This is a genomic window from Streptococcus sp. 3613 (assembly GCF_013277375.1).
Taxonomy (GTDB): domain Bacteria; phylum Bacillota; class Bacilli; order Lactobacillales; family Streptococcaceae; genus Streptococcus; species Streptococcus pseudopneumoniae.
Window position 1 is genome coordinate 1 of sequence record NZ_VMMV01000052.1, and the last position, 19,794, is coordinate 19,794.

At 41.5% G+C, this 19,794-nt stretch carries 17 protein-coding genes and 4 pseudogenes; 8 read left to right on the forward strand and 13 right to left on the reverse strand.

What is annotated here, in order from left to right:
• A partial coding sequence (locus tag HT708_RS06800) for an IS630 transposase-related protein (protein WP_172926166.1) occupies positions 1-238 on the reverse strand: 238 nt, incomplete at its 3' end.
• Positions 239-277: 39 nt separating this feature from the next.
• Between HT708_RS06800 and HT708_RS06805 the strand changes: the two are divergent.
• The 4 genes and pseudogenes from HT708_RS06805 to HT708_RS06820 form a co-directional block, all read left to right on the forward strand.
• A pseudogene (locus HT708_RS06805) lies at positions 278-424 on the forward strand (choline-binding protein A); the annotation flags it as partial.
• Between the two features lie 216 nt (positions 425-640).
• Positions 641-943 (forward strand): annotated as a pseudogene (locus tag HT708_RS06810) (ATP-binding cassette domain-containing protein); the annotation flags it as partial.
• Between the two features lie 184 nt (positions 944-1,127).
• A complete protein-coding gene (locus HT708_RS06815) occupies positions 1,128-1,502 on the forward strand; it encodes a CidA/LrgA family protein (RefSeq protein WP_000781328.1) in 375 nt (124 codons plus the stop codon).
• Complete coding sequence (locus HT708_RS06820; protein WP_023934327.1) at positions 1,499-2,194, forward strand: LrgB family protein; 696 nt, start codon at positions 1,499-1,501, stop codon at positions 2,192-2,194. The genes HT708_RS06815 and HT708_RS06820 overlap by 4 nt, the downstream gene beginning before the upstream one ends.
• A gap of 178 nt (positions 2,195-2,372) precedes the next feature.
• Here the strand turns inward: HT708_RS06820 and HT708_RS11845 are convergent.
• The 3 genes and pseudogenes from HT708_RS11845 to HT708_RS06830 form a co-directional block, all read right to left on the reverse strand.
• Positions 2,373-2,522 (reverse strand): annotated as a pseudogene (locus tag HT708_RS11845) (IS630 family transposase); the annotation flags it as partial.
• Between the two features lie 587 nt (positions 2,523-3,109).
• Complete coding sequence (locus HT708_RS06825; RefSeq protein WP_023934334.1) at positions 3,110-4,309, reverse strand: ABC transporter permease; 1,200 nt, start codon at positions 4,307-4,309, stop codon at positions 3,110-3,112.
• Complete coding sequence (locus HT708_RS06830) at positions 4,288-5,199, reverse strand: ABC transporter ATP-binding protein (RefSeq protein ID WP_023934336.1); 912 nt, start codon at positions 5,197-5,199, stop codon at positions 4,288-4,290. The genes HT708_RS06825 and HT708_RS06830 overlap by 22 nt, the downstream gene beginning before the upstream one ends.
• 477 nt (positions 5,200-5,676) lie before the next feature.
• Between HT708_RS06830 and HT708_RS06835 the strand changes: the two are divergent.
• Positions 5,677-5,961 (forward strand): annotated as a pseudogene (locus HT708_RS06835) (IS30 family transposase); the annotation flags it as partial.
• 402 nt (positions 5,962-6,363) lie between these two features.
• Positions 6,364-6,981: a TVP38/TMEM64 family protein gene (locus HT708_RS06840; RefSeq protein ID WP_172926167.1), complete on the forward strand. Its 618-nt coding sequence runs from the start codon at positions 6,364-6,366 to the stop codon at positions 6,979-6,981.
• Between the two features lie 42 nt (positions 6,982-7,023).
• Here HT708_RS06840 and scrK read toward each other — a convergent pair whose 3' ends face one another.
• The gene (scrK, locus tag HT708_RS06845) at positions 7,024-7,911 is read right to left on the reverse strand and encodes a fructokinase ScrK (RefSeq protein ID WP_000164309.1); all 888 of its coding nucleotides are present in this window, start codon (positions 7,909-7,911) and stop codon (positions 7,024-7,026) included.
• A 149-nt stretch (positions 7,912-8,060) separates the two neighbouring features.
• Positions 8,061-9,947 (reverse strand): sucrose-specific PTS transporter subunit IIBC, encoded by a 1,887-nt coding sequence (locus HT708_RS06850; RefSeq protein ID WP_172926168.1) that lies wholly within the window; start codon positions 9,945-9,947, stop codon positions 8,061-8,063.
• Positions 9,948-10,328: 381 nt separating this feature from the next.
• Here HT708_RS06850 and HT708_RS06855 point away from each other — a divergent pair, with 381 nt between their 5' ends.
• Together HT708_RS06855 and HT708_RS06860 are read left to right on the forward strand one after the other, a co-directional pair.
• Positions 10,329-11,783, forward strand: a complete 1,455-nt coding sequence (locus HT708_RS06855) for a glycoside hydrolase family 32 protein (protein WP_172926169.1) — start codon at positions 10,329-10,331, stop codon at positions 11,781-11,783.
• Positions 11,764-12,729, forward strand: coding sequence for a LacI family DNA-binding transcriptional regulator (locus HT708_RS06860; RefSeq protein ID WP_000226009.1), 966 nt, complete (start codon positions 11,764-11,766; stop codon positions 12,727-12,729). Before HT708_RS06855 ends, HT708_RS06860 begins: the two co-directional genes overlap by 20 nt.
• A 35-nt stretch (positions 12,730-12,764) precedes the next feature.
• Here HT708_RS06860 and HT708_RS06865 read toward each other — a convergent pair whose 3' ends face one another.
• The 7 genes from HT708_RS06865 to HT708_RS06895 all read right to left on the reverse strand — a co-directional run bounded on the left by HT708_RS06865 (position 12,765) and on the right by HT708_RS06895 (position 19,791).
• Positions 12,765-14,039: a hydroxymethylglutaryl-CoA reductase, degradative gene (locus HT708_RS06865; RefSeq protein WP_000704368.1), complete on the reverse strand. Its 1,275-nt coding sequence runs from the start codon at positions 14,037-14,039 to the stop codon at positions 12,765-12,767.
• A complete protein-coding gene (locus HT708_RS06870; protein WP_172926170.1) occupies positions 14,039-15,211 on the reverse strand; it encodes a hydroxymethylglutaryl-CoA synthase in 1,173 nt (390 codons plus the stop codon). Before HT708_RS06870 ends, HT708_RS06865 begins: the two co-directional genes overlap by 1 nt.
• A 130-nt stretch (positions 15,212-15,341) precedes the next feature.
• On the reverse strand, positions 15,342-15,590 hold the full coding sequence (locus HT708_RS06875) for a hypothetical protein (RefSeq protein ID WP_025170610.1): 249 nt from the start codon (positions 15,588-15,590) through the stop codon (positions 15,342-15,344).
• Positions 15,591-15,750: 160 nt separating this feature from the next.
• Positions 15,751-16,200, reverse strand: coding sequence for a threonine/serine exporter family protein (locus HT708_RS06880; RefSeq protein ID WP_057487161.1), 450 nt, complete (start codon positions 16,198-16,200; stop codon positions 15,751-15,753).
• A 1-nt stretch (position 16,201) separates the two neighbouring features.
• On the reverse strand, positions 16,202-16,960 hold the full coding sequence (locus HT708_RS06885) for a threonine/serine exporter ThrE family protein (RefSeq protein WP_000392880.1): 759 nt from the start codon (positions 16,958-16,960) through the stop codon (positions 16,202-16,204).
• A 114-nt stretch (positions 16,961-17,074) separates the two neighbouring features.
• Positions 17,075-19,054, reverse strand: a complete 1,980-nt coding sequence (gene stkP / locus HT708_RS06890) for a serine/threonine-protein kinase StkP (protein ID WP_172926171.1) — start codon at positions 19,052-19,054, stop codon at positions 17,075-17,077.
• The gene (locus tag HT708_RS06895) at positions 19,051-19,791 is read right to left on the reverse strand and encodes a Stp1/IreP family PP2C-type Ser/Thr phosphatase (protein ID WP_000406237.1); all 741 of its coding nucleotides are present in this window, start codon (positions 19,789-19,791) and stop codon (positions 19,051-19,053) included. Before HT708_RS06895 ends, stkP begins: the two co-directional genes overlap by 4 nt.
• Positions 19,792-19,794 lie beyond the last annotated feature (3 nt).

Here is a 19,794-nt window from a genome sequence, read left to right on the forward strand (position 1 = left end):
TGTCACGTAATAAAGCATCTGGATGAGCCTCGACAAAGGATTTCAATTCCTCTAAAGGAATCTTTCGGTTTTTGACGACTCGCTTTTTCCTCTCTAAGTGTCCTTGTTCACGTAAGTTCTTTTTCCATGTGAAGAGAGTTCTGACGCCGACATCAAAAACCTTGGCTGCCTCGACATGGCTGTGCCCCTCTTTGATGTAATCTAATGCTCGCTGTTTAAAATCTGTACTATATGCCATAGCTTTATTATAACATGCTTGTTTGAAACTAAGCAACTATATTACCTAAAAGACTCAGGTGCTATGTTAACAGGCTGGGTGAAAGATAGCAGATCTTGGTATTACCTTGCTTCAACTGGTAAGATGCTTCACAACACCTATACACCTGGTGGTTACTGTGTAGATACCGGTGGCGCTTGGAAATAATCTAAAGTATACATTTTATTCCTTCAGCTATTAGTGTACATGCTCAGACTAAATGTTATCAGAGCTACAAAAAAACTAGATAATAATACGAAAAGCGAATCGAAACAATGAATTCTGTTTTGTTCGCTTTTTGTTTCAATCTGTGTCATTACGATATTTTCATTTAATTGTATATCCCCCAAAAATTTACATTTTTATATGAAGTATTTTAGATAAAAGCAAACGCTAAATCATATCCTCAAAAAAACAGGTTTAGAACATTTGAAAAATCGAACGCTCAGCAATGATAGTCTGTCTGGTGGCGAGAAACAACGCCTAGAAATCGCCCGCGCCCTCTACCATGATAGCCAACTCATCTTAGCAGACGAGATTAAGGCCAATCTTGACTCGGAAAATAGCAGAAAAATTAGCGACTTGCTCTTCTCCCTACCTCAAACAGTCATAGAAGCCATTCACCACTACACAGAAGAGGACTTAAAAAACTACGACCAAGTCATTCACTTAAGCAAAGAAAAGTAATATTCTTCGAAAATCGCTTCAAACTATGTCAGTTTGACCTACAACCCCAACACTTTACTTTGAGTAACATGCAGCTGACTTCCTAGTTTGTTCTTTAATTTTCATTATCCCTTGTTCATTTCCTTGAAATTTTCTGAAAAAAGAGTAAACTGGTATTCAAGAAGTCTATTTCGTGGAGTTTAGGATGAAATTATATGTTCAATTAATGATTCTCTTTGTGATTTCTCTAATCGGAGAGGGGATTTCCAGTTTCTTTCATTTGCCCATCCCAGGCAGTATTATCGGCTTGATTATTCTCTTTCTATCCCTACAATTCAAATGGTTGAGAACTAGGCATGTCAACATGGTGGGGAATTTCTTGCTGGCCAATATGACCATTCTCTTTTTGCCGCCAGCAGTAGGAATCATGGAAAAGTTTGATGTGATTGCTCCCTATCTCCTACCCATTGTTTTGATTGTCTTTTTTGCAGCAGTTGTCAATATTATCCTCATAGCCTTGGTAGTTCAGTTTATCAAACGACGGTTTGAGGGAGATTATGAGAAAGGAGATGCCAAATGAGTGAATTTGTTTCCAATCCCCTATTTGGGCTTGCCCTGTCTATCCTAGCTTATCTAGTGGGGATGTTGATTTACAGACGTTTTCCTCATCCATTGACAACGCCCCTGCTTTTGTCGGCTATTTTTATCATTATTTTTCTTAAGGTGACGGGTATTTCTTATCAAGATTACTACCAAGGTGGGGTTTATCTGAACAACTTGATTGTCCCGTCGACAGTGGCTTTGGGGATTCCGATTTACAAGAGTTTTCATTTGATGAAGCACCATGCTCGGAGTATTCTCTTTGGTAGTCTGCTAGCAGTAGTTGTCAATACCTCTTTCACAGCCCTTGTGGCCAAAATCTTTGGTATGGACTTTTTCCTAGCCATTTCTCTCTTTCCCAAGTCAGTAACAACCGCCATGGCAGTGGGAATCACAGAAAAATTGCAAGGTCTGACGACCGTGACCTTGGTGGTAGTCGTGGCAACTGGGATTTTAACCAGTGTCATCGGACCAACCCTTTTGAAGTGGTTGAAAATTGACGACCCAGTAGCTGTTGGTCTTTCCCTTGGAGGAACAGGCCATGCAGTTGGAACAGGAACAGCCTTCCGATACGGCTCTGTAGCAGGAGCCATGGGTGGTTTGGCTATCGGTGTCACTGGTATTCTCTATGTCTTTGTCAGCCCCATCGTAGCTAGTTTGATATTGAGTTAATACTCTTCGAAAATCTCTTCAAACCGCGTCAACGTCGCCTTGNNTATCCACAACCTCAAAACACTGTTTTGAGCAGCCTGCGGCTAGTTTGCTCTTTGATTTTCATTGAGTATAAAAAGCAAGGAATTCGAGCAATCTCATTATGGTAGTGACATGGGGGTCTAACTTCTCATATTTATACATTTCTCCAATCAGTTAGTTGATTACAACCGAGATTTTCTATACTCTCCTTATAAGATTTTCGCATAAGATGAGACAGCACACGCTGAAGACGTCTATGTTATTTAGATTTAATGCAATCTTTTCAAAGAGTTTTGATAATCTATATTTCTTATTTAGTTTAGTTGATTTCATATCACTATACTATAATGCTTATCCAAATGATGACACTATCAAAACACCCTATTATTGGATGCTTACGAAACAGATTTTTATACTCTTCAAACCACGTCAGCTTGTCCTTAGTGTGTATACGTTACTGACTTGGTCAGTTCCTCAACCTCAAAACTATGTTTCGAGGAGCCTTCCGCTAACTTCCCAGTCTGATTTTCATTGAATATTAACGATACTTTATCACATAAAGAGGCTGGATGAAAAGTCTTCACAATCAAAAAACGCATCCTATCAAGTTGAGTCCTGATAGGATGCGTTTTTATATTATTGAAATTTTGTTACAGACCGATAAGAGTTCTATCATAATCAATAAATAAAGTGATGGGAAATAAGAATTGCACACCCTGGTTTTGGAATTCAAATCAATTTATAAGAATGTTTTAGAAGCAATATTATCTTATTCCAGATTCAGTTCACTATACAATTGAGTTCTCAAGCAACCTGTTTACATAATGTGTGCATAATTAGGTTCGTGATTCCACTCTTTTTATCTCTAAAAAACCTCGCTTTCGCGAGGCTCTTCTATTTATAAGATAAGGCACGTTTAAATGTTTTCCAAATCCCTAAATCATCTGTTTGAAGGACTAGGCTGGCATACATGCGTCCGATAAATCCTGTTGCTACCACCGCAAAAATCACTGTAATAGCAAGTGAAATCCATGCTTCTACTCCCCCTGCATAGCCATTAATAGTTCTAAATGGCATAAAGAAGGTCGAAATAAAGGGAATATAAGAACCAATCTTCAAGATGAGATTGTCACCAGCTGCACCTAGAGCTGTCACTCCAAAAAAACCACCCATAATCAAAATCATCAAAGGCGACAAGGCTTTTCCTGAGTCCTCAGGACGAGAAACCATAGAACCTAGAAAGGCAGCCAAGACGACGTACATAAAGAGACTGACCAAAATAAAGAACAAGGTATTCAGTGAGAAAGCATCTCCCAAGTGATCCAAAATACCAGACTGAGCCAAGAATGGCAAATCTTTAAAGAGTAGAATGGCTGCCAGACCACCTACCACATAAATCCCGATATGCGTTAAAATCACCAGAAACAGAGCCATCATCCGCGCATAGAAATAGTGACTAGCCCTTATGCTAGAAAAGACGACTTCCATAATTTTGGTGCCTTTTTCACTGGCAACTTCCTGAGCTGTTACACCCGCATAGGTAATCAGAATCATATAAAGAAAGAATCCTAAGGCGCCTGCTGCAATTGTTTGAATAAACTTTTTATTTTCCTTGGCTTCATCAATCTTTTCTGTGAATTGAATTGTCTGCGCTAAGCGTTTTTCCTGCTCTTGAGACAAGGAAGCAGTTGAACGATTAAGCTGATTTTGCAGTTCATTGAGTGTATCTGTAACTGCAAATTTAATTCCATTTTCAAGCGACGTTTCGCCATGATAAACTGCCTTCAAGACACTATCCTCTTGGTCAATAGTCAGATAGCCTTTTAATTTTTCATCTTTAATCGCTTCTTTGGCACTTGCTTCGTCTTTGTAGTCAAAATTAACACCATTTACATTCTTCAGTCCTTCTGCTACAGATGGCACTGTTGTCACTACTGCCACTTTATCATTTTTAGCCATTGAAGAGCCTTGGAGATAAGCAATTCCTCCAGAGATTCCTAAAAAGAGGAACGGTGAAATCACCATAAAGAAGAAACTCCACGATTTGACATGTCTAAGATAGGTTTCCTTGATTACAACCCACACATTTCCCATACTTCCACTCCTGATTCTAGTTTAAAGATTTCATCGATAGTTGGCGCTTGTTGGTCAAAGGTTGCGATATATTGCCCTTGAGTCAAGATTGGGAAGAGTTCTCTACCAGCACTCTCATCCTCCAAGATCAATTTCCAACTACCTTGTTTGGTCAAGCTCACCTGTTTGACATGAGGAAGGTTTTCCAATTCTTCCTTGCTTCGTTCACTTGAAACAAAGAGACGTGTTTTCCCGTATTGATTTCGGACATCCTGAACTGGTCCATGCAAGACCACACGGCCATCTCGGATCATGAGAATATCGTCACAAAGCTCCTCGACGTTGGTCATGACATGGTCAGAAAAGATAATGGTTGCCCCACGTTCTTTTTCTTGAAAAATGACTTGCTTGAGCAATTCTGTATTGACTGGGTCCAATCCACTGAAAGGCTCATCCAAGATAATCAAGTCTGGCTCATGAATCAGAGTAATGATGAGCTGAATCTTCTGCTGATTTCCTTTTGACAGACTCTTAATTTTATCTGTCAGCTTCCCTTTCACTTCCAACCTCTTCATCCATTGAGGGAGTTTTTCCTTGATTTCCTTGGCATCCATGCCTTTTAGAGTCGCCAAATAGCGAACTTGCTCAAGAACTGTCAATTTAGGCATGAGACTGCGTTCTTCAGGCAGATAACCAATCCGAGCATAGGTCTCCTGACGAATATCCTGACCATCCAGACCGATTTCTCCCTGGTATTCTAAAAACTTCAAAATACTGTGGAAAATCGTTGTCTTCCCAGCACCATTTTTTCCGACTAATCCCAAAATACGACCTGGTCGCGCTTGAAAGTCAATACCAAACAAAACTTGCTTGGATCCAAAACTTTTCTCTAGACTTCTTACTTCTAGCATCTTTCACCTCCGAAATTTCTTGCACTCATTATACTCCTTTTTGATAGCCTTTACAATGTTTTTTGTCCATTTTTAGAAGACTAATGCTATGTAAAATATGGCATGGAGCACTTTTATACTCAATGAAAATCAAAGAGCAAACTAGGAAGCTAGCCGTAGGCTGCTCAAAGTACAGCTTTGNNAACTGACGAAGTCAGTAACTATATCTACAGCAAGGCGAAGCTGACGTGGTTTGAAGAGATTTTCGAAGAGTATTAGTGATAAATCCATTATACAGTAGCAAACTTAATTTATCCACTCTGCTCCTCAACTGTCAGTTTTTGGTCCTGAATTGTTATTTGAGTAAGTTCTTTTTCCTCATAAAATTTTCTTCCTCTAAAACTTCTGGAAAAAAACAGATAATTTCTTGACAACATTTTTTATAAGAAACAAGTTCATCTGTCATTTCAAGCAGGAGTAATCCTTTATCTACTAATGGACGGAACGGAATTCAATCGCTTGTCTGATGTGTTTTCTAAGGAACATATCTACTATGCACATCCCTATACCTCTTGGGAAAGGGGAACTAATGAGAATCACAACAGGCTCATTCGTAGATGGTTACCTAAGGGAACTAAGAAAACAACTCCCAAAGAAGTCGCATTCATCGAAAATTGGATGAACAACTATCCTAAAAAATGCTTGAACTACAAGTCGCTCAGAGAAAACTTCTTGATGACTAACTTGAACTTGAAATTTAGCAATAATTCATTCACCATCTAACTATATTTAGTAATTATTTCAGAACTGATTAATATTAAAATTAACTAACGATTCAAAGGATTCATACTAGACATAAATTACATCCATCAGATAGAGACTCTTATTATTTTTAGATTTTAGCTTTTCTAGCTTCAGAATACATCTAAACTTTAGAGAAGATGACTATTCGAAAGCTCGAATGCCTCAAAATTATCTCAGATAAGCTATTCGAAACTTAGAATACTTGTAAATTTATGGAATTACGATTATTCTAAACTTAGAATGCATATAACCTTTAGTTGACAGACCTGTTCTAAGTCTCGAAGGCCTGTATTCCCATCTATTTCTCATCAAAAACACTCATTCCCCCTTTCTCCTCCAAAATATGGTATAGTAGAAATATACTATCTATGAGGAGTTTACATGTCACAGGATAAACAAATGAAAGCTGTTTCTCCCCTTCTGCAGCACCTTATCAATATCTCATCGATTGCCGGTGGGGTTGGGAGTTTGATTTTCTGCATTTGGGCTTATCAGGCTGGGATTTTACAGTCCAAGGAAACCCTCTCTGCCTTTATCCAGCAGGCAGGCATCTGGGGGCCACCCCTCTTTATCTTTTTACAGATTTTACAAACGGTCGTCCCTATCATTCCTGGGGCCTTGACCTCGGTAGCTGGGGTCTTTATCTACGGTCACATCATCGGGACAATCTACAACTATATCGGTATCGTGATTGGCTGTGCCATTATCTTTTATCTGGTGCGCCTCTATGGGCCCGCCTTTGTCCAGTCTGTCGTCAGCAAGCGCACCTATGACAAGTACATCGGCTGGTTGGACAAGGGCAATCGTTTTGACCGTTTCTTTATCTTTATGATGATTTGGCCCATTAGTCCAGCTGACTTTCTCTGTATGCTGGCTGCCCTGACCAAGATGAGTTTCAAGCGCTATATGACCATCATCATTCTAACCAAGCCCTTTACCCTCGTGGTTTATACCTACGGTCTGACCTATATTATCGACTTCTTCTGGCAAATGCTTTGACACGTAAAAAATCCGTTTGGTTTCCCAAACGGATTTTGTGCTTTATTTTGAAACTTCTTTTGCAAGAACAAAGTTCCCAAGTGTGGCAGAACCATTTCCTGCTACTGCTGGAGTAACGATATAGTCACGCACATCTGGCACTGGTAGGTAACCATTGAGAAGAGCTGTAAATTTCTCACGGACACGGTCCAACATGTGTTGTTGAGCCATGACCCCTCCACCAAAGACAATCACGTCTGGGCGGAAAGTCACTGTCGCATTAACCGCAGCTTGAGCGATATAGTAGGCTTGGACATCCCAAACAGGGTTGTTGAGTTCAATGTTTTCCCCACGAACACCTGTACGAGCTTCCAAACTTGGACCAGCTGCATAGCCTTCCAGACATCCCTTATGGAAAGGACAAACACCCTTAAACTCTTTTTCAATATCCATTGGATGTCTAGCAACATAATAATGACCCATTTCAGGATGACCCACACCGCCGATAAACTCACCACGTTGGATGACACCTGCACCGATACCTGTACCGATTGTGTAGTAAACCAAGTTTTCGATACGGCCACCAGCATTGTTACGGGCAACCACTTCACCATAAGCAGAGCTGTTTACGTCTGTCGTGAAGTACATAGGAACGTTGAGGGCGCGACGAAGGGCACCAAGCAAGTCCACATTTGCCCAGTTTGGTTTTGGAGTCGTTGTGATAAAGCCATAAGTTTTTGAGTTTTTATCAATATCAATCGGACCAAATGAACCAACTGCAAGACCAGCAAGGTTATCGAATTTTGAGAAGAACTCGATGGTTTTATCGATTGTTTCGATTGGTGTTGTTGTTGGAAATTGTGTTTTTTCTACAACGTTAAAGTTTTCATCACCGACAGCACAGACAAACTTTGTACCGCCCGCTTCCAAGCTTCCATATAATTTTGTCATGATAAACCTCTTGTTTTTATTTTCTTTATTATAGCATATTTCGAAAGTCTAAATTTCTCTATTTTTTAGATTTTCCTCTGTAAATCTTACCATTCAAGCAAAAACGAACAAACATGTCATTTGTTCGTTTTCACATTAAAGAGGATTGATTAGATTTTCACTTCGATCACAGCATCCCCCTTAGCAACTGAACCTGTTGCGACTGGAGCTACTGAAGCATAGTCAGCTGTATTTGTAACGATAAGCATTGTTGTATCATCAAGTCCAGCTGAAGCGATTTTGTTTGAGTCAAATGTTCCAAGAACATCGCCAACTTTAACCTTATCACCTTGAGCAACTTTTGCTTCAAAACCGTCACCGTTCATAGACACAGTGTCAATACCAACGTGGATCAAAACTTCAGCACCATTTCTTGTTTTCAAACCAAAAGCGTGTCCTGTTGGAAAGGCAATTGAAACTTCAGCATCAGCTGGTGCATATACCACTCCTTGGCTAGGTTTCACAGCGATACCTTGTCCCATAGCTCCACTCGAGAAGACTGGGTCATTGACATCAGCAAGAGCGACAACATCACCGACGATAGGAGTTACAAGTGTTTCATTTTGAAGAGCTGCTGGAATGTTACCAGTTGTTTCTTCTTGGACCAAACGTTCTGTCTCTACTTCAGTAGCAACTTCTTTTTCATCCTCATAACCAAACATGTAAGTGAGGGCAAAACCAAGGGAAAATGATACGGCTACCATAAGAAGGTATTGAGCAAGTTGTCCGTTACCGATGTAAAGCATTGTACCAGGGATGATGGTGATACCATTACCAGTACCAGCAAGTCCAAGGATTGAAGCCAATCCACCACCGATTGCACCAGCAATCAATGAAAGGAAGAATGGTTTACGGAAGCGCAAGTTTACCCCGAAGATAGCAGGCTCTGTAATACCGAGAAAGGCTGAAAGAGCAGCTGGGAAAGCAAGTGTTTTTAGTTTTGGATTTTTAGTTTTAACACCAACCGCAACAGTCGCAGCACCTTGAGCTGTCATAGCAGCTGTGATGATCGCGTTGAATGGGTTAGCATGGTCAGCAGCAAGCAATTGCACTTCAAGCAAGTTGAAGATGTGATGCACACCTGACACGACGATCAATTGGTGAACCCCACCAATCAAGAAACCACCAAGACCAAATGGCAAGCTAAGGATCGCTTTTGTAGCGATAAGGATGTAGTTTTCAACAACGTGAAAGACTGGTCCAATGACAAAGAGTCCAAGGATAGACATAACCAAAAGTGTCACGAATGGCGTTACCAAGAGATCAATCACATCTGGAACAACCTTGCGGACCGCTTTTTCAAATTTAGCTCCGACAACCCCGATGATGAAGGCTGGAAGAACGGAACCTTGCAAACCAACAACAGGGATGAAACCAAAGAAGTTTATAGCAGTTACTTCACCACCTGAAGCAACTGCCCAAGCGTTTGGAAGTGAGCCAGAAACAAGCATCATACCAAGAACGATACCAACGGCTGGATTTCCACCGAATACACGGAAGGTTGACCACACAACCAAACCTGGCAAGATGATGAAGGCTGTATCTGTCAAGATTTGAGTGTAAGTTGTCACGTCAGCTGGAAGTGTCATTCCAAGAGCAGTCAAGAGACCACGCACACCTATGAAGAGACCTGTCGCTACGATAACTGGGATGATTGGAACGAAAACGTCACCGAAAGTACGGATAGCACGTTGGAACCAGTTCCCTTGTTTGGCAGCTTCTGCTTTCATATCATCTTTAGATGATGTTGGCAAACCAAGTGCAACAACTTCATCGTACATTTTATTAACTGTACCTGTACCAAAGATGATTTGGTATTGACCTGAGTTAAAGAAAGCACCTTGAACTTTTTCCAAGTTCTCAATCACTTCTTTATTGATTTTTCCTTCATCTTTGACCATGACACGAAGACGAGTCGCACAGTGAGCTACACTGTTGACATTTTCACGTCCGCCCAAGGCATCGATGACTTTTTTTGCAATTTCCTGATTGTTCATTTGCAAAAATCTCCTTATATAACATTTTGTTCTTGTTTGAAAGCGATTTTATTCGCCCTTACGACTATTATTTTATCATGTTTTAGAAATATGTCAAGCGTTTTTCAGAAAAAATATTCCATCCACTTAGTGGGCACGCTTTAGATTGATTGTTTTTGACTGTTTCATCAGGCATTCCTTGAAAAAATAAGTTTTAAATCTGAGTTCAAAAGGGTTTTGTTTCACTTTCTTTCAATTTTCTGTAGATGGTTGATTGATTTTCTGCTTCTATTTTATGATAAGCGTTTGACAGTTTTTTCTCTTTTTTAACATAAAAGACTTGCTTTTTTAACCGAAAACGGTTACTATTAAAAGTGATAAGATTTTTGGAGGAATGAATGAATGGAATGGACTACTGAGCGTCGTTACAGACTTTATCAAGATTGGACGCAAGAAGAAATTCAACATATAAAGGAAAATATAGCACAATCTCCATGGCATACTCATTACCATGTTGAGCCAAAAACAGGACTTCTCAACGACCCAAATGGCTTTTCCTACTTTGATGGCAAGTGGATCCTCTTTTACCAGAATTTTCCTTTTGGTGCAGCCCATGGTTTAAAATCTTGGGTGCAATTGGAAAGTGAGGACTTGGTTCACTTCACAGAAACTGGTGTCAAAGTTTTACCTGATACTCCATTAGATAGCCACGGTGCCTACTCTGGTTCTGCCATGCAATTTGGTGATAACTTGTTCCTATTTTATACAGGAAATGTTCGTGATGAAAACTGGATCCGTCACCCTTACCAGATTGGAGCTTTGATGGATAAGGATGGCAAGATTAGAAAGATTGATAAGATCTTGATCGACCAGCCAGCAGACTCTACTGATCATTTCCGTGATCCACAAATTTTTAACTTTAAGGGTCAATTTTATGCCATCGTGGGTGGTCAAGACTTGGAGAAAAAAGGTTTCGTCCGTCTTTATAAGGCTGTAGACAACGACTACACAAACTGGCAAGTTGTTGGCAACCTTGACTTTGCTAACGACCGTACTGCCTACATGATGGAATGTCCAAATCTGGTCTTTGTAGGGGAGCAACCTGTCCTTCTCTACTGCCCACAAGGATTGGATAAGAAAGTTCTAGACTACGATAATATCTATCCAAATATGTATAAGATTGGGGCTTCCTTTGACCCTGAAAATGCTAAAATGGTAGATGTGTCTCAACTTCAAAACATGGACTATGGTTTCGAAGCCTATGCAACTCAAGCCTTCAACGATCCTGATGGACGTGCTCTAGCTGTTAGCTGGCTTGGCTTGCCTGATGTTTCATATCCATCTGACCGTTTTGACCACCAAGGAACCTTCTCTTTGGTCAAAGAACTCACTATCAAAGACGGTAAACTCTACCAATTCCCAGTCGCAGCTGTCAAGGACCTTCGTGCCTCTGAGGAAGCCTTCTCAAATCGTGCCCAAACTAAGAACACTTACGAACTTGAACTCAGCTTGGAAGCTAATAGCCAGAGCGAGATTGTCTTACTAGCTGATCAAGAAGGCAAGGGACTTTCCATCAACTTTGACCTTGTAAATGGTCAAGTGACAGTAGATCGTAGCCAGGCTGGTGAACAGTATGCCCAAGAATTTGGGACAACTCGTTCTTGCCCTATCGAGAATCAGGCTACTACTGCTACGATTTTCATCGATAACTCTGTCTTTGAAATTTTCATCAATAAAGGAGAAAAAGTATTTTCCGGTCGTGTCTTCCCACATGTAGACCAAAATGGTATCCTCATCAAATCTGGAAACCTAACTGGAACTTACTATGAATTAGATTATGGTCGCAAAACTAACTGATGTCGCCAAACTTGCAGGCGTCAGCCCTACTACCGTTTCTCGTGTTATCAATAAAAAGGGCTATCTCTCCGAGAAAACCATCCAAAAAGTCAATGAAGCCATGCGGGAATTGGGCTATAAGCCCAACAACCTAGCTCGTAGTTTGCAAGGAAAATCGGCTAAATTAATCGGCTTGATTTTCCCAAATATTTCCAACGTTTTCTACGCAGAATTGATTGATAAGCTGGAACACCAACTCTTCAAAAATGGTTACAAAACCATCATCTGCAACAGTGAGCATGATTCTGAGAAGGAACGCGAATACATCGAAATGTTGGAAGCCAATCAGGTGGACGGCATCATTTCTGGTAGTCACAACTTGGGAATCGAAGACTACAATCGAGTGACGGCACCAATTATTTCCTTTGACCGAAATCTGTCACCAGACATTCCAGTCGTTTCCTCTGACAACTACGCTGGTGGAGTTCTTGCTGCCCAGACCTTGGTTAAGACAGGCGCCCAATCTATCATCATGATTACAGGGAATGACAATTCCAATTCGCCTACTGGACTACGCCACGCTGGTTTTGCATCCGTACTTCCAAAAGCTCCTATTATCAATGTTTCCAGTGACTTTTCTCCCGTCAGAAAAGAAATGGAAATCAAGAATATCTTGACTCGACAAAAGCCAGATGCCATCTTTGCTTCAGATGATTTGACAGCTATTTTGGTCATTAAAATCGCTCAAGAATTGGGCATTTCTGTACCAGAAGAGCTCAAGGTCATCGGCTATGATGGTACCTACTTTATCGAAAATTACTACCCTCAACTGGCTACTATCAAGCAACCCTTGGAAGAGATTGCCTGCCTCACTGTCGATCTTCTCTTGCAGAAGATCGAAGGCAAGGAAGTTGCGACAACTGGTTACTTCTTACCAGTTACCTTATTACCAGGAAAAAGTATTTAAATACAAGAAAACTCAGACCGAATTCGTCTGAGTTTTTATGATCTTAAATTTTCTAGGTAGCGCTGGGCTGTCTCTAGGTTAAAGGTTTTATCTGCGATGAGGCGCTCGACTAGGGGAGCAACTTCGGATTCACTAGCACCTGCGAGAAGTGCCAAAGATTTAGCCTGCAATTTCATGTGGCCTTGCTGAATCCCTGTACTCACCAAGGCTTTGAGGGCCGCAAAATTTTGGGCAAGCCCGATAGACACGATAATCTGGGCTAATTCTTTGGCAGAAGGATTTCCCAATAATTCATGACTGAGAGCTACACGAGGGTTGAGACCAACAGAGCCACCCTTGGTCGCTACAGGCATGGGTAAGGTCATCTCACCGACCAATTCTTCTCTTTCAAGATCCAGCGTCCAGCGACTGAGACCTTGATAGCGCCCGTCTCGACTAGTAAAGGCATGAGCCCCCGCCTCAATGGCACGCCAGTCATTACCAGTGGCAATCAAAATGGCATCAATACCGTTAAAAATCCCTTTATTGTGGGTAGCCGCTCGATAAGGATCAGCTTGCGCAAACTGACTAGCCAAGGCTATCTTCTCTGCAATTTCTCGTCCTTGCTCCTTTTGGCGGATCAAGTAGCGAAAGGCGATGCGACAGCTTGCAGTCACCAGAGAATCAGTTGCGTAGTTGGACAGGATTCCCATGAGACTCTGTCCCTGACTGAGTTCTTCTAAGACTGGTTTCAAGGCTTCCAGCATGGTGTTGAGCATATTGGCACCCATGGCTTCCTGGGTATCGACATGAATATAAACAACGAGAAAGTCTGGTTCGCCTTTTATCTGCTCGACATGCAGATCACGCGCCCCACCTCCACGTTTAACGATAGAAGGATAGGCTTGATTGGCAAGTTCTAGGAGCTCTGCTTTCTTGCTGGCAATCTTCTCTTGCGCTTGTTCAGGGTCAGCAACTTGATAAAGGGCTACCTGTCCAATCATCTGGCGCTCATGAACCTGAGCAGTAAAGCCACCTGCTCGCTTGATGATTTTACTAGCATAGCTGGCCGCAGCAACCACGGACGGTTCTTCTGTCACATAGGGAACTGTGTATTCCTGACCGTTAACGAGAACCTCTGGGACCAGCGAATAAGGCAGAGAAAAAGTTCCCACCACATTCTCACTCAGCTGATCTGCCACAGTTACACTCATCTGTTCATCCTGCTCTAAACTCTCTTGCCTCTCAGGACTAAGGAACGCCTGAGCTTTTAACAGCTCGAGGCGCTCTTGGTATGATTTTTTAGAAAATCCATTCCAACTTATCTTCATTATTTTTCAACCTTGCTATAACGGCGTTGGTGGTCGAGAATTTCAACCAAGGCAAAATATTGATTTTCATAGCCAGCAAACTGGGCAGAGTTTGTTTCATCCAAGTCTACTTCCTCAAAAAAGACCTTTTCATAGTCTGCAACGGATAGGTCAGTTCGTTGGTTGAGCTTGTTCAAGCGGTCTTTATCCAAATAAGCTTCATATCCTTCAACCAATTCACCACTGAAGAACTCAGCCACAGCTCCACTTCCGTAACTATAAAGGGCGATTTTATCCCCAGCTTTCAAGCTATCTGTATTTTCCAAGAGAGACAAAAGTCCAAGGAAAAGTGAACCTGTGTAGATATTCCCCACCTTTTGACTATAGAGAATAGAATGGTCAAAATGGTTTTGCAAGAGGTCTTTTTTCTCTTGAGGCAGGCTCTTATCCATAATTTTTTTCAAGCCTTTTAGCGCTAATTTAGGATAAGGCAAGTGGAAGCAAACCGCCGCAAAATCATCTAAGGTAAGCTGGTAGCGTTTTTGGTATTCAAGCCAAGTCGTTTTCAAACTATCCAAGTATTGTTGGGTAGAATAGACACCATTTACATAAGGAGTTGTCGAGTAATTTGGTCGCCAGAAATCCATGATGTCACGGGTCTGAGCTACATTGTCATTATTAAAGGCCATCATGCGTGGATTTTGTGTAATCAACATAGCCACACTTCCAGCACCCTGAGTTGGTTCTCCTGGAGTTTCAATTCCATACTTGGCAATATCACTGGCGATGACCAAGACTTTCGACTCTGGAGAATTTTCCACATGCAATTTGGCATAATGAAGGGCAGCAGTCGCTCCATAGCAGGCTTCTTTAATCTCGAAACTACGAGCAAAGGGCTGGATGCCCAGCAAGCCATGCACAAAGACGGCCGCAGCCTTACTCTGGTCAATTCCTGACTCGGTCGCCACAATGACCATGTCAACTTCTTGTCTTTCTTGCTCAGTTAAAATAGAGTCACTAGCACTGGCCGCCAAGGTCACGATGTCCTCAGTTAGGGGCGCAATACTCAATTCCTTGAGTAAGAGTCCTTTACTTAATTTTTCAGGGTCAATTCCCCTCGCTTCTGCTAAGTCTTGTAATTTCAAGACATATTGACTGGTCGCAAAACCAATCTTATCAATACCGATTGTCATATTTACCTCTGTTTTATCATTCATGTAAAAAATCGTTCGGTACTATTTTATCACAAATGGCAGTAAAAGAGATAAAAAAGACTTGATTCACCAAATCAAGCCTCTTATTGGTCATAATTTCAAAGAATGATTAGTTGCTAGAGAGTTCACCGATATAAGTAGCTTTATAAGCCCCATTCTCAGTTATCAGTTCCTGGAGGATTAAATTTCCTGAGTAAGTCCTTCCCATCTCATCTACAAATTCTTGATAAAACTGACTGGTCGGAATTTCTCTGACATCCTTATCAAATGTCTTGTCAAGTGTTTTACTAACCTTTTCGGCAATCAACTGATGCTCTTGTAATCCACTTTGAAACTCTGAACCCAAACTAGAAACCATGACTGGGATAAGCAACAAAGTCAGTAGACTTACAGACAATAAGGAAAATAGTGATTTTTTCATGATTTTTCCTCCTTTATATAGAGAGAATAGCATACATAGAAAGCCTTGTCACTATATTTATCTCATTTTTCAGAAAATTCTTTTATTTCTGTAAAGTCTACGATACTCGATGTGTTTTTATATAATGATACAGTCTGAGAATCACTGTTCCGCTAGCCATTCCAATGGAAATGACCAGAGCCAGCATAACAACTAATGTTGCACTTGCCAGCGCTTTATTATAGTCCCCTGTCACAAAAAAGGCAGTTGTCCGATAGGAGAGATAACCCGGAACCAAGGGTGCCAAGATGGCCAAGATAAAGACCACAGCAGGTGTCTTATAAAGAATACTTAAAATCTGGCTGACACAAGAACCGATAATGGCTGCAATAAAAGTAGCCACAATAACATTGGTCGGTTCCTTGAGCAAAAGATAGATTAGCCAGACAGCCATGCCCAAAATCCCTCCTGGTAAGAGCATAGACCGTTGAACATTGAGTACGATTAAAAAAGTGATAATAGCAAGAAGACTTGCTACTGCTTGTAATAAAAAGGTTGTTAGTGTCATATTAGTTCATCAATACCAAGGCGACAGAAGTTCCTGCCCCTAAAGCAAGGGTAATGAGCAGGGATTCAAACATCTTACTCATACCAGAGTTTATGTGGTTGGTCATAATATCACGGACCGCATTGGTCAAGGCAATACCTGGTACAAACGGCATGACCGCACCAGCTATAATCAAATCTGCCGTTGAAGGAAAGCCTGTATAGCGAGCCCAAAACTGGGCAATTATCCCAAAGACAAAGGCTCCAGCAAAGGCTGTCACAAAGGGAATTCGGATAAATTTTTCCACATAGAGGGAAAAGGCAAAACCAAATAAGGTCGCCACTCCTGCCCCAAGTGCGTCGTAGATATTTCCACTAAACATAACTGAAAAGAAAGGAGCACTAAAGGTCGCAGCCAGAGTTACCTGCAACTTAGTATAAGGAAGAGGTTGGGCCTGCAAGGCCGTCAATTGCTTAAAGGCTGTTTCTAAATCAATCTGCCCCCCAACCAGCTGACGAGAAATCTGGTTGACATCGCAGACTTTTTCAATGTTATAAGAAGAGGAAGTCACGCGTTTCATTCGCGAAATATTGGTGTTTTCAATGGAGAAAAAGATAGCTGCAGGCATTGCAAGAACATTGCAATCCACAATCCCCTGCGAATGCGCGATCCGAATCATGGTATCTTCTACACGATGAATCTCTGAACCACTTTTGAGAAGAATGGTTCCTGCTAGCATAATCACATCGATAACAGCATTTAATTCTTTTGACTCTTCCATGCTTTCCTCCTTTTATCAACTCCCTCTATTCTATCATAAATCTGGAGTCAAAAAAAATCTTTGCCATGAAAACATGACAAAGATTGATTACTTATTTTGATTATCCATCTGATTTTAAGGAGTAGCTGAACTTGTTTTAGGTTTGTAGATTGAAATCTTGACCCTTGTCTTATTGAGGTCTACCTTTTCACCTGCTCTAGGACTTTGTTCAACAACCATGCCTTCTGCACTACCTGCAGGCGCTTTCGTCACTTCTACAACTTCTATATTGGCTTCCTTAATCCCAACAATTTGAATCAAATTGTTCTTAGTAAACTCCAAGCTGGAACCAATGTAGCTTGGCATGGCAACACTTGTAACTTTTTTAGCTACTGTCAAGACGATTTGAGTAGGTTTACTCAAATCATAAGGGATACCTGCACCTGGACTTTGTTTCATAATCGTTCCTGGTTCGCTTTCGCTGGACTCTTCTTCCTCTATCTTAATCAAATTCTCAGGAACCTTCTTCTGCTTGAGTTCTGAGATGACTTCTGTAGAGTTCCGTCCAATATAGTTCCCTAATTGAATCGTCGTAGCTTTTTTAGCCACTGTCAAGACAATTTGAGTTGCCTTGCTCAAGTCATAGGTCGTACCTTCTGGTAGACTTTGCTTCATGACCGTTCCAGCCTCACTCTCCTTGGACTCTTCTTCCTCAATTTTAATCAAATTATCTGGAACTTTTTTCTCTTTTAATTCCGCAATGACATCAGATGATTTCCGACCGACATAATTACTAATTTGGAAAGATTGCTTGCCTGATGAGACAACCAAATTGATTTTCGTTCCTTCTTTTCGACCAGTTCCAGCGCCAGGATCTGTACGGATAATCCGCCCTTCCTCCACCTTTTCACTAGCCTCTGACTTCTCCTCGCCAATCTCAAAATTGGCTTTCTTGAGGGTTTCCTTGGCTTCCGCAACTGTCTGACCTGCCACATCTGGAATGGCAATGGTTGCAGGAGTTCTGGATAGTATCCAAATAAGAGAGGCTGCCACCAATACAAGGCTGGCCAAAAAAATCAGGTAACGCATCTTAAATCTACGTTTTTTCGGTGCTTGTGGTTGGTAAGTTTCCTCTGTCACAGCCTGGCTTGTTTTTTTGATTGGTTTGTGTTCTGTCTGCGCTTGAACCTTAGGAATAGATGTCAAGGTACTCTGGGAAACCTTCGGTAAGGTCTTGGTATCTGCCTTAGTCGCATCGTCAAAGATCAGCTTTGGTTCATTACGACGATTATAAGACAAACTACTAGACAAATCCACATACATCTCAGCAACTGATTTATAGCGATCTGTCAATTTCTTAGCAGTTGCCTTGATAACAACATTCTCCAAAGCCTGGGGCACAGATGGATTCTCAGCAATAACGGACGGCAGGGGTTTTTGGAAATGCTGGAGGGCGATGGTCACTGCACTATCCCCATCATAAGGGATATGGCCTGTCAGCATCTCATAGAAAATGATCCCCATGGCATAGATATCACTTTGTACAGTCGCCTTAGAACCACGCGCCTGCTCTGGTGACAAGTAATGAACGGAGCCCAGCATCGAGTTAGTCTGAGTCAGACTCGTCTCAGCAAAGGCTACTGCAATCCCAAAGTCTGTAACCTTGACAGTCCCATCTGGTGTCAAGAGGATGTTTTGAGGTTTCAAGTCCCTGTGAACAATCCCTCTGGTATGAGCCAAACGCATGGCGAGAAGAATTTGTCTCATGATACGGACGGCTTCTTCATTAGAAAGAGGATAGTGTTCCTTGATATAGCGTTTAAGGTCAAGTCCAGCCACATACTCCATAGCGAGGTACTGTTGACCGTCTTCCTCACCAATATCTGTTATCCGAACGATATGAGGATGGTCTAAATCTGCCATAGCTCTCGCTTCACGCTGAAAACGAGCTACAGCTATCGGGTCCGTCTGGTAGTTGGTCCTCAGAACCTTCACTGCCACTTCTTCCCCATCTAAGATTAAGTCTTTGGCCAAGTAAACATCTGCCATGCCTCCTCGACCAATCTGTTTGACAATCCGATAGCGTCCGGCAAAAATCTTGCCGATTTGGATCATTCTGCATCCTCCTCGTTCATAGAAACAAGGGCAACCGTAATGTTGTCTAAACCTCCTGCATTGTTAGCAAAACGAACAAGTGTCTCCGTTTTATCTGCTAAAGGAATATCACTGGTTACAATATCACGAATCTCACTGCCTGAAATCATGTTGGTCAAGCCGTCACTATTGAGCAAGAGATAGTCACCTGACTCAAGGATCACTGTCCCAAAATCAGGCTGAATTTCATCTTTTTGCCCAATAGACTGGGTGATAATATTTTTTTGCGGATGAGCTTCTGCCTCTTCTGGTGTCAATTGACCAGCCTTGAGTAATTCATTGACCAAAGAATGGTCGCTCGTCAACTGATGGTATTCTTCTCCACGAATCAAGCCGATACGCGAATCACCAATATGAGCATAGATAGCCTGATTATCGATAATAGCAAGGACTTCCAAAGTAGTTCCCATACCTCTGTAAGCTTCATCCTGACCAAGCTGGTGAATCTTTTGATTTTCAATTTCTAGGTAATGGGCGAACCATTCACGCACTTCATTGACTGTATCGATTTGGGTATCAACCCAAGCTATACCTAGGTCTGTTACCGCCATTTCACTAGCGATATTCCCTGCGCGATGACCTCCCATCCCATCAGCTAAAATAATCATAGTACGTCCAGCTCTATTGACATAGTGGTTGACATAGTCTTGGTTATTTGTCCGTTTCTGACCAACATCTGTTAATAATGAAATTTCCATGTG

Coding starts and splice junctions, on each gene's coding strand:
- HT708_RS06860 (WP_000226009.1), top strand. CDS start 11,764: ATGGTCGCAAAACTAACTGATGTCGCCAAACTTGCAGGCGTCAGCCCT.
- HT708_RS06820 (WP_023934327.1), top strand. CDS start 1,499: ATGAGTGAATTTGTTTCCAATCCCCTATTTGGGCTTGCCCTGTCTATC.
- HT708_RS06875 (WP_025170610.1), bottom strand. CDS start 15,590: ATGGTTTCTAGTTTGGGTTCAGAGTTTCAAAGTGGATTACAAGAGCAT.
- HT708_RS06815 (WP_000781328.1), top strand. CDS start 1,128: ATGAAATTATATGTTCAATTAATGATTCTCTTTGTGATTTCTCTAATC.
- HT708_RS06865 (WP_000704368.1), bottom strand. CDS start 14,039: ATGAAGATAAGTTGGAATGGATTTTCTAAAAAATCATACCAAGAGCGC.
- scrK (WP_000164309.1), bottom strand. CDS start 7,911: ATGACAAAATTATATGGAAGCTTGGAAGCGGGCGGTACAAAGTTTGTC.
- stkP (WP_172926171.1), bottom strand. CDS start 19,054: ATGATCCAAATCGGCAAGATTTTTGCCGGACGCTATCGGATTGTCAAA.
- HT708_RS06825 (WP_023934334.1), bottom strand. CDS start 4,309: ATGGGAAATGTGTGGGTTGTAATCAAGGAAACCTATCTTAGACATGTC.
- HT708_RS06870 (WP_172926170.1), bottom strand. CDS start 15,211: ATGACAATCGGTATTGATAAGATTGGTTTTGCGACCAGTCAATATGTC.
- HT708_RS06830 (WP_023934336.1), bottom strand. CDS start 5,199: ATGCTAGAAGTAAGAAGTCTAGAGAAAAGTTTTGGATCCAAGCAAGTT.
- HT708_RS06840 (WP_172926167.1), top strand. CDS start 6,364: ATGTCACAGGATAAACAAATGAAAGCTGTTTCTCCCCTTCTGCAGCAC.
- HT708_RS06880 (WP_057487161.1), bottom strand. CDS start 16,200: ATGACACTAACAACCTTTTTATTACAAGCAGTAGCAAGTCTTCTTGCT.
- HT708_RS06885 (WP_000392880.1), bottom strand. CDS start 16,960: ATGGAAGAGTCAAAAGAATTAAATGCTGTTATCGATGTGATTATGCTA.
- HT708_RS06895 (WP_000406237.1), bottom strand. CDS start 19,791: ATGGAAATTTCATTATTAACAGATGTTGGTCAGAAACGGACAAATAAC.
- HT708_RS06850 (WP_172926168.1), bottom strand. CDS start 9,947: ATGAACAATCAGGAAATTGCAAAAAAAGTCATCGATGCCTTGGGCGGA.
- HT708_RS06855 (WP_172926169.1), top strand. CDS start 10,329: ATGGAATGGACTACTGAGCGTCGTTACAGACTTTATCAAGATTGGACG.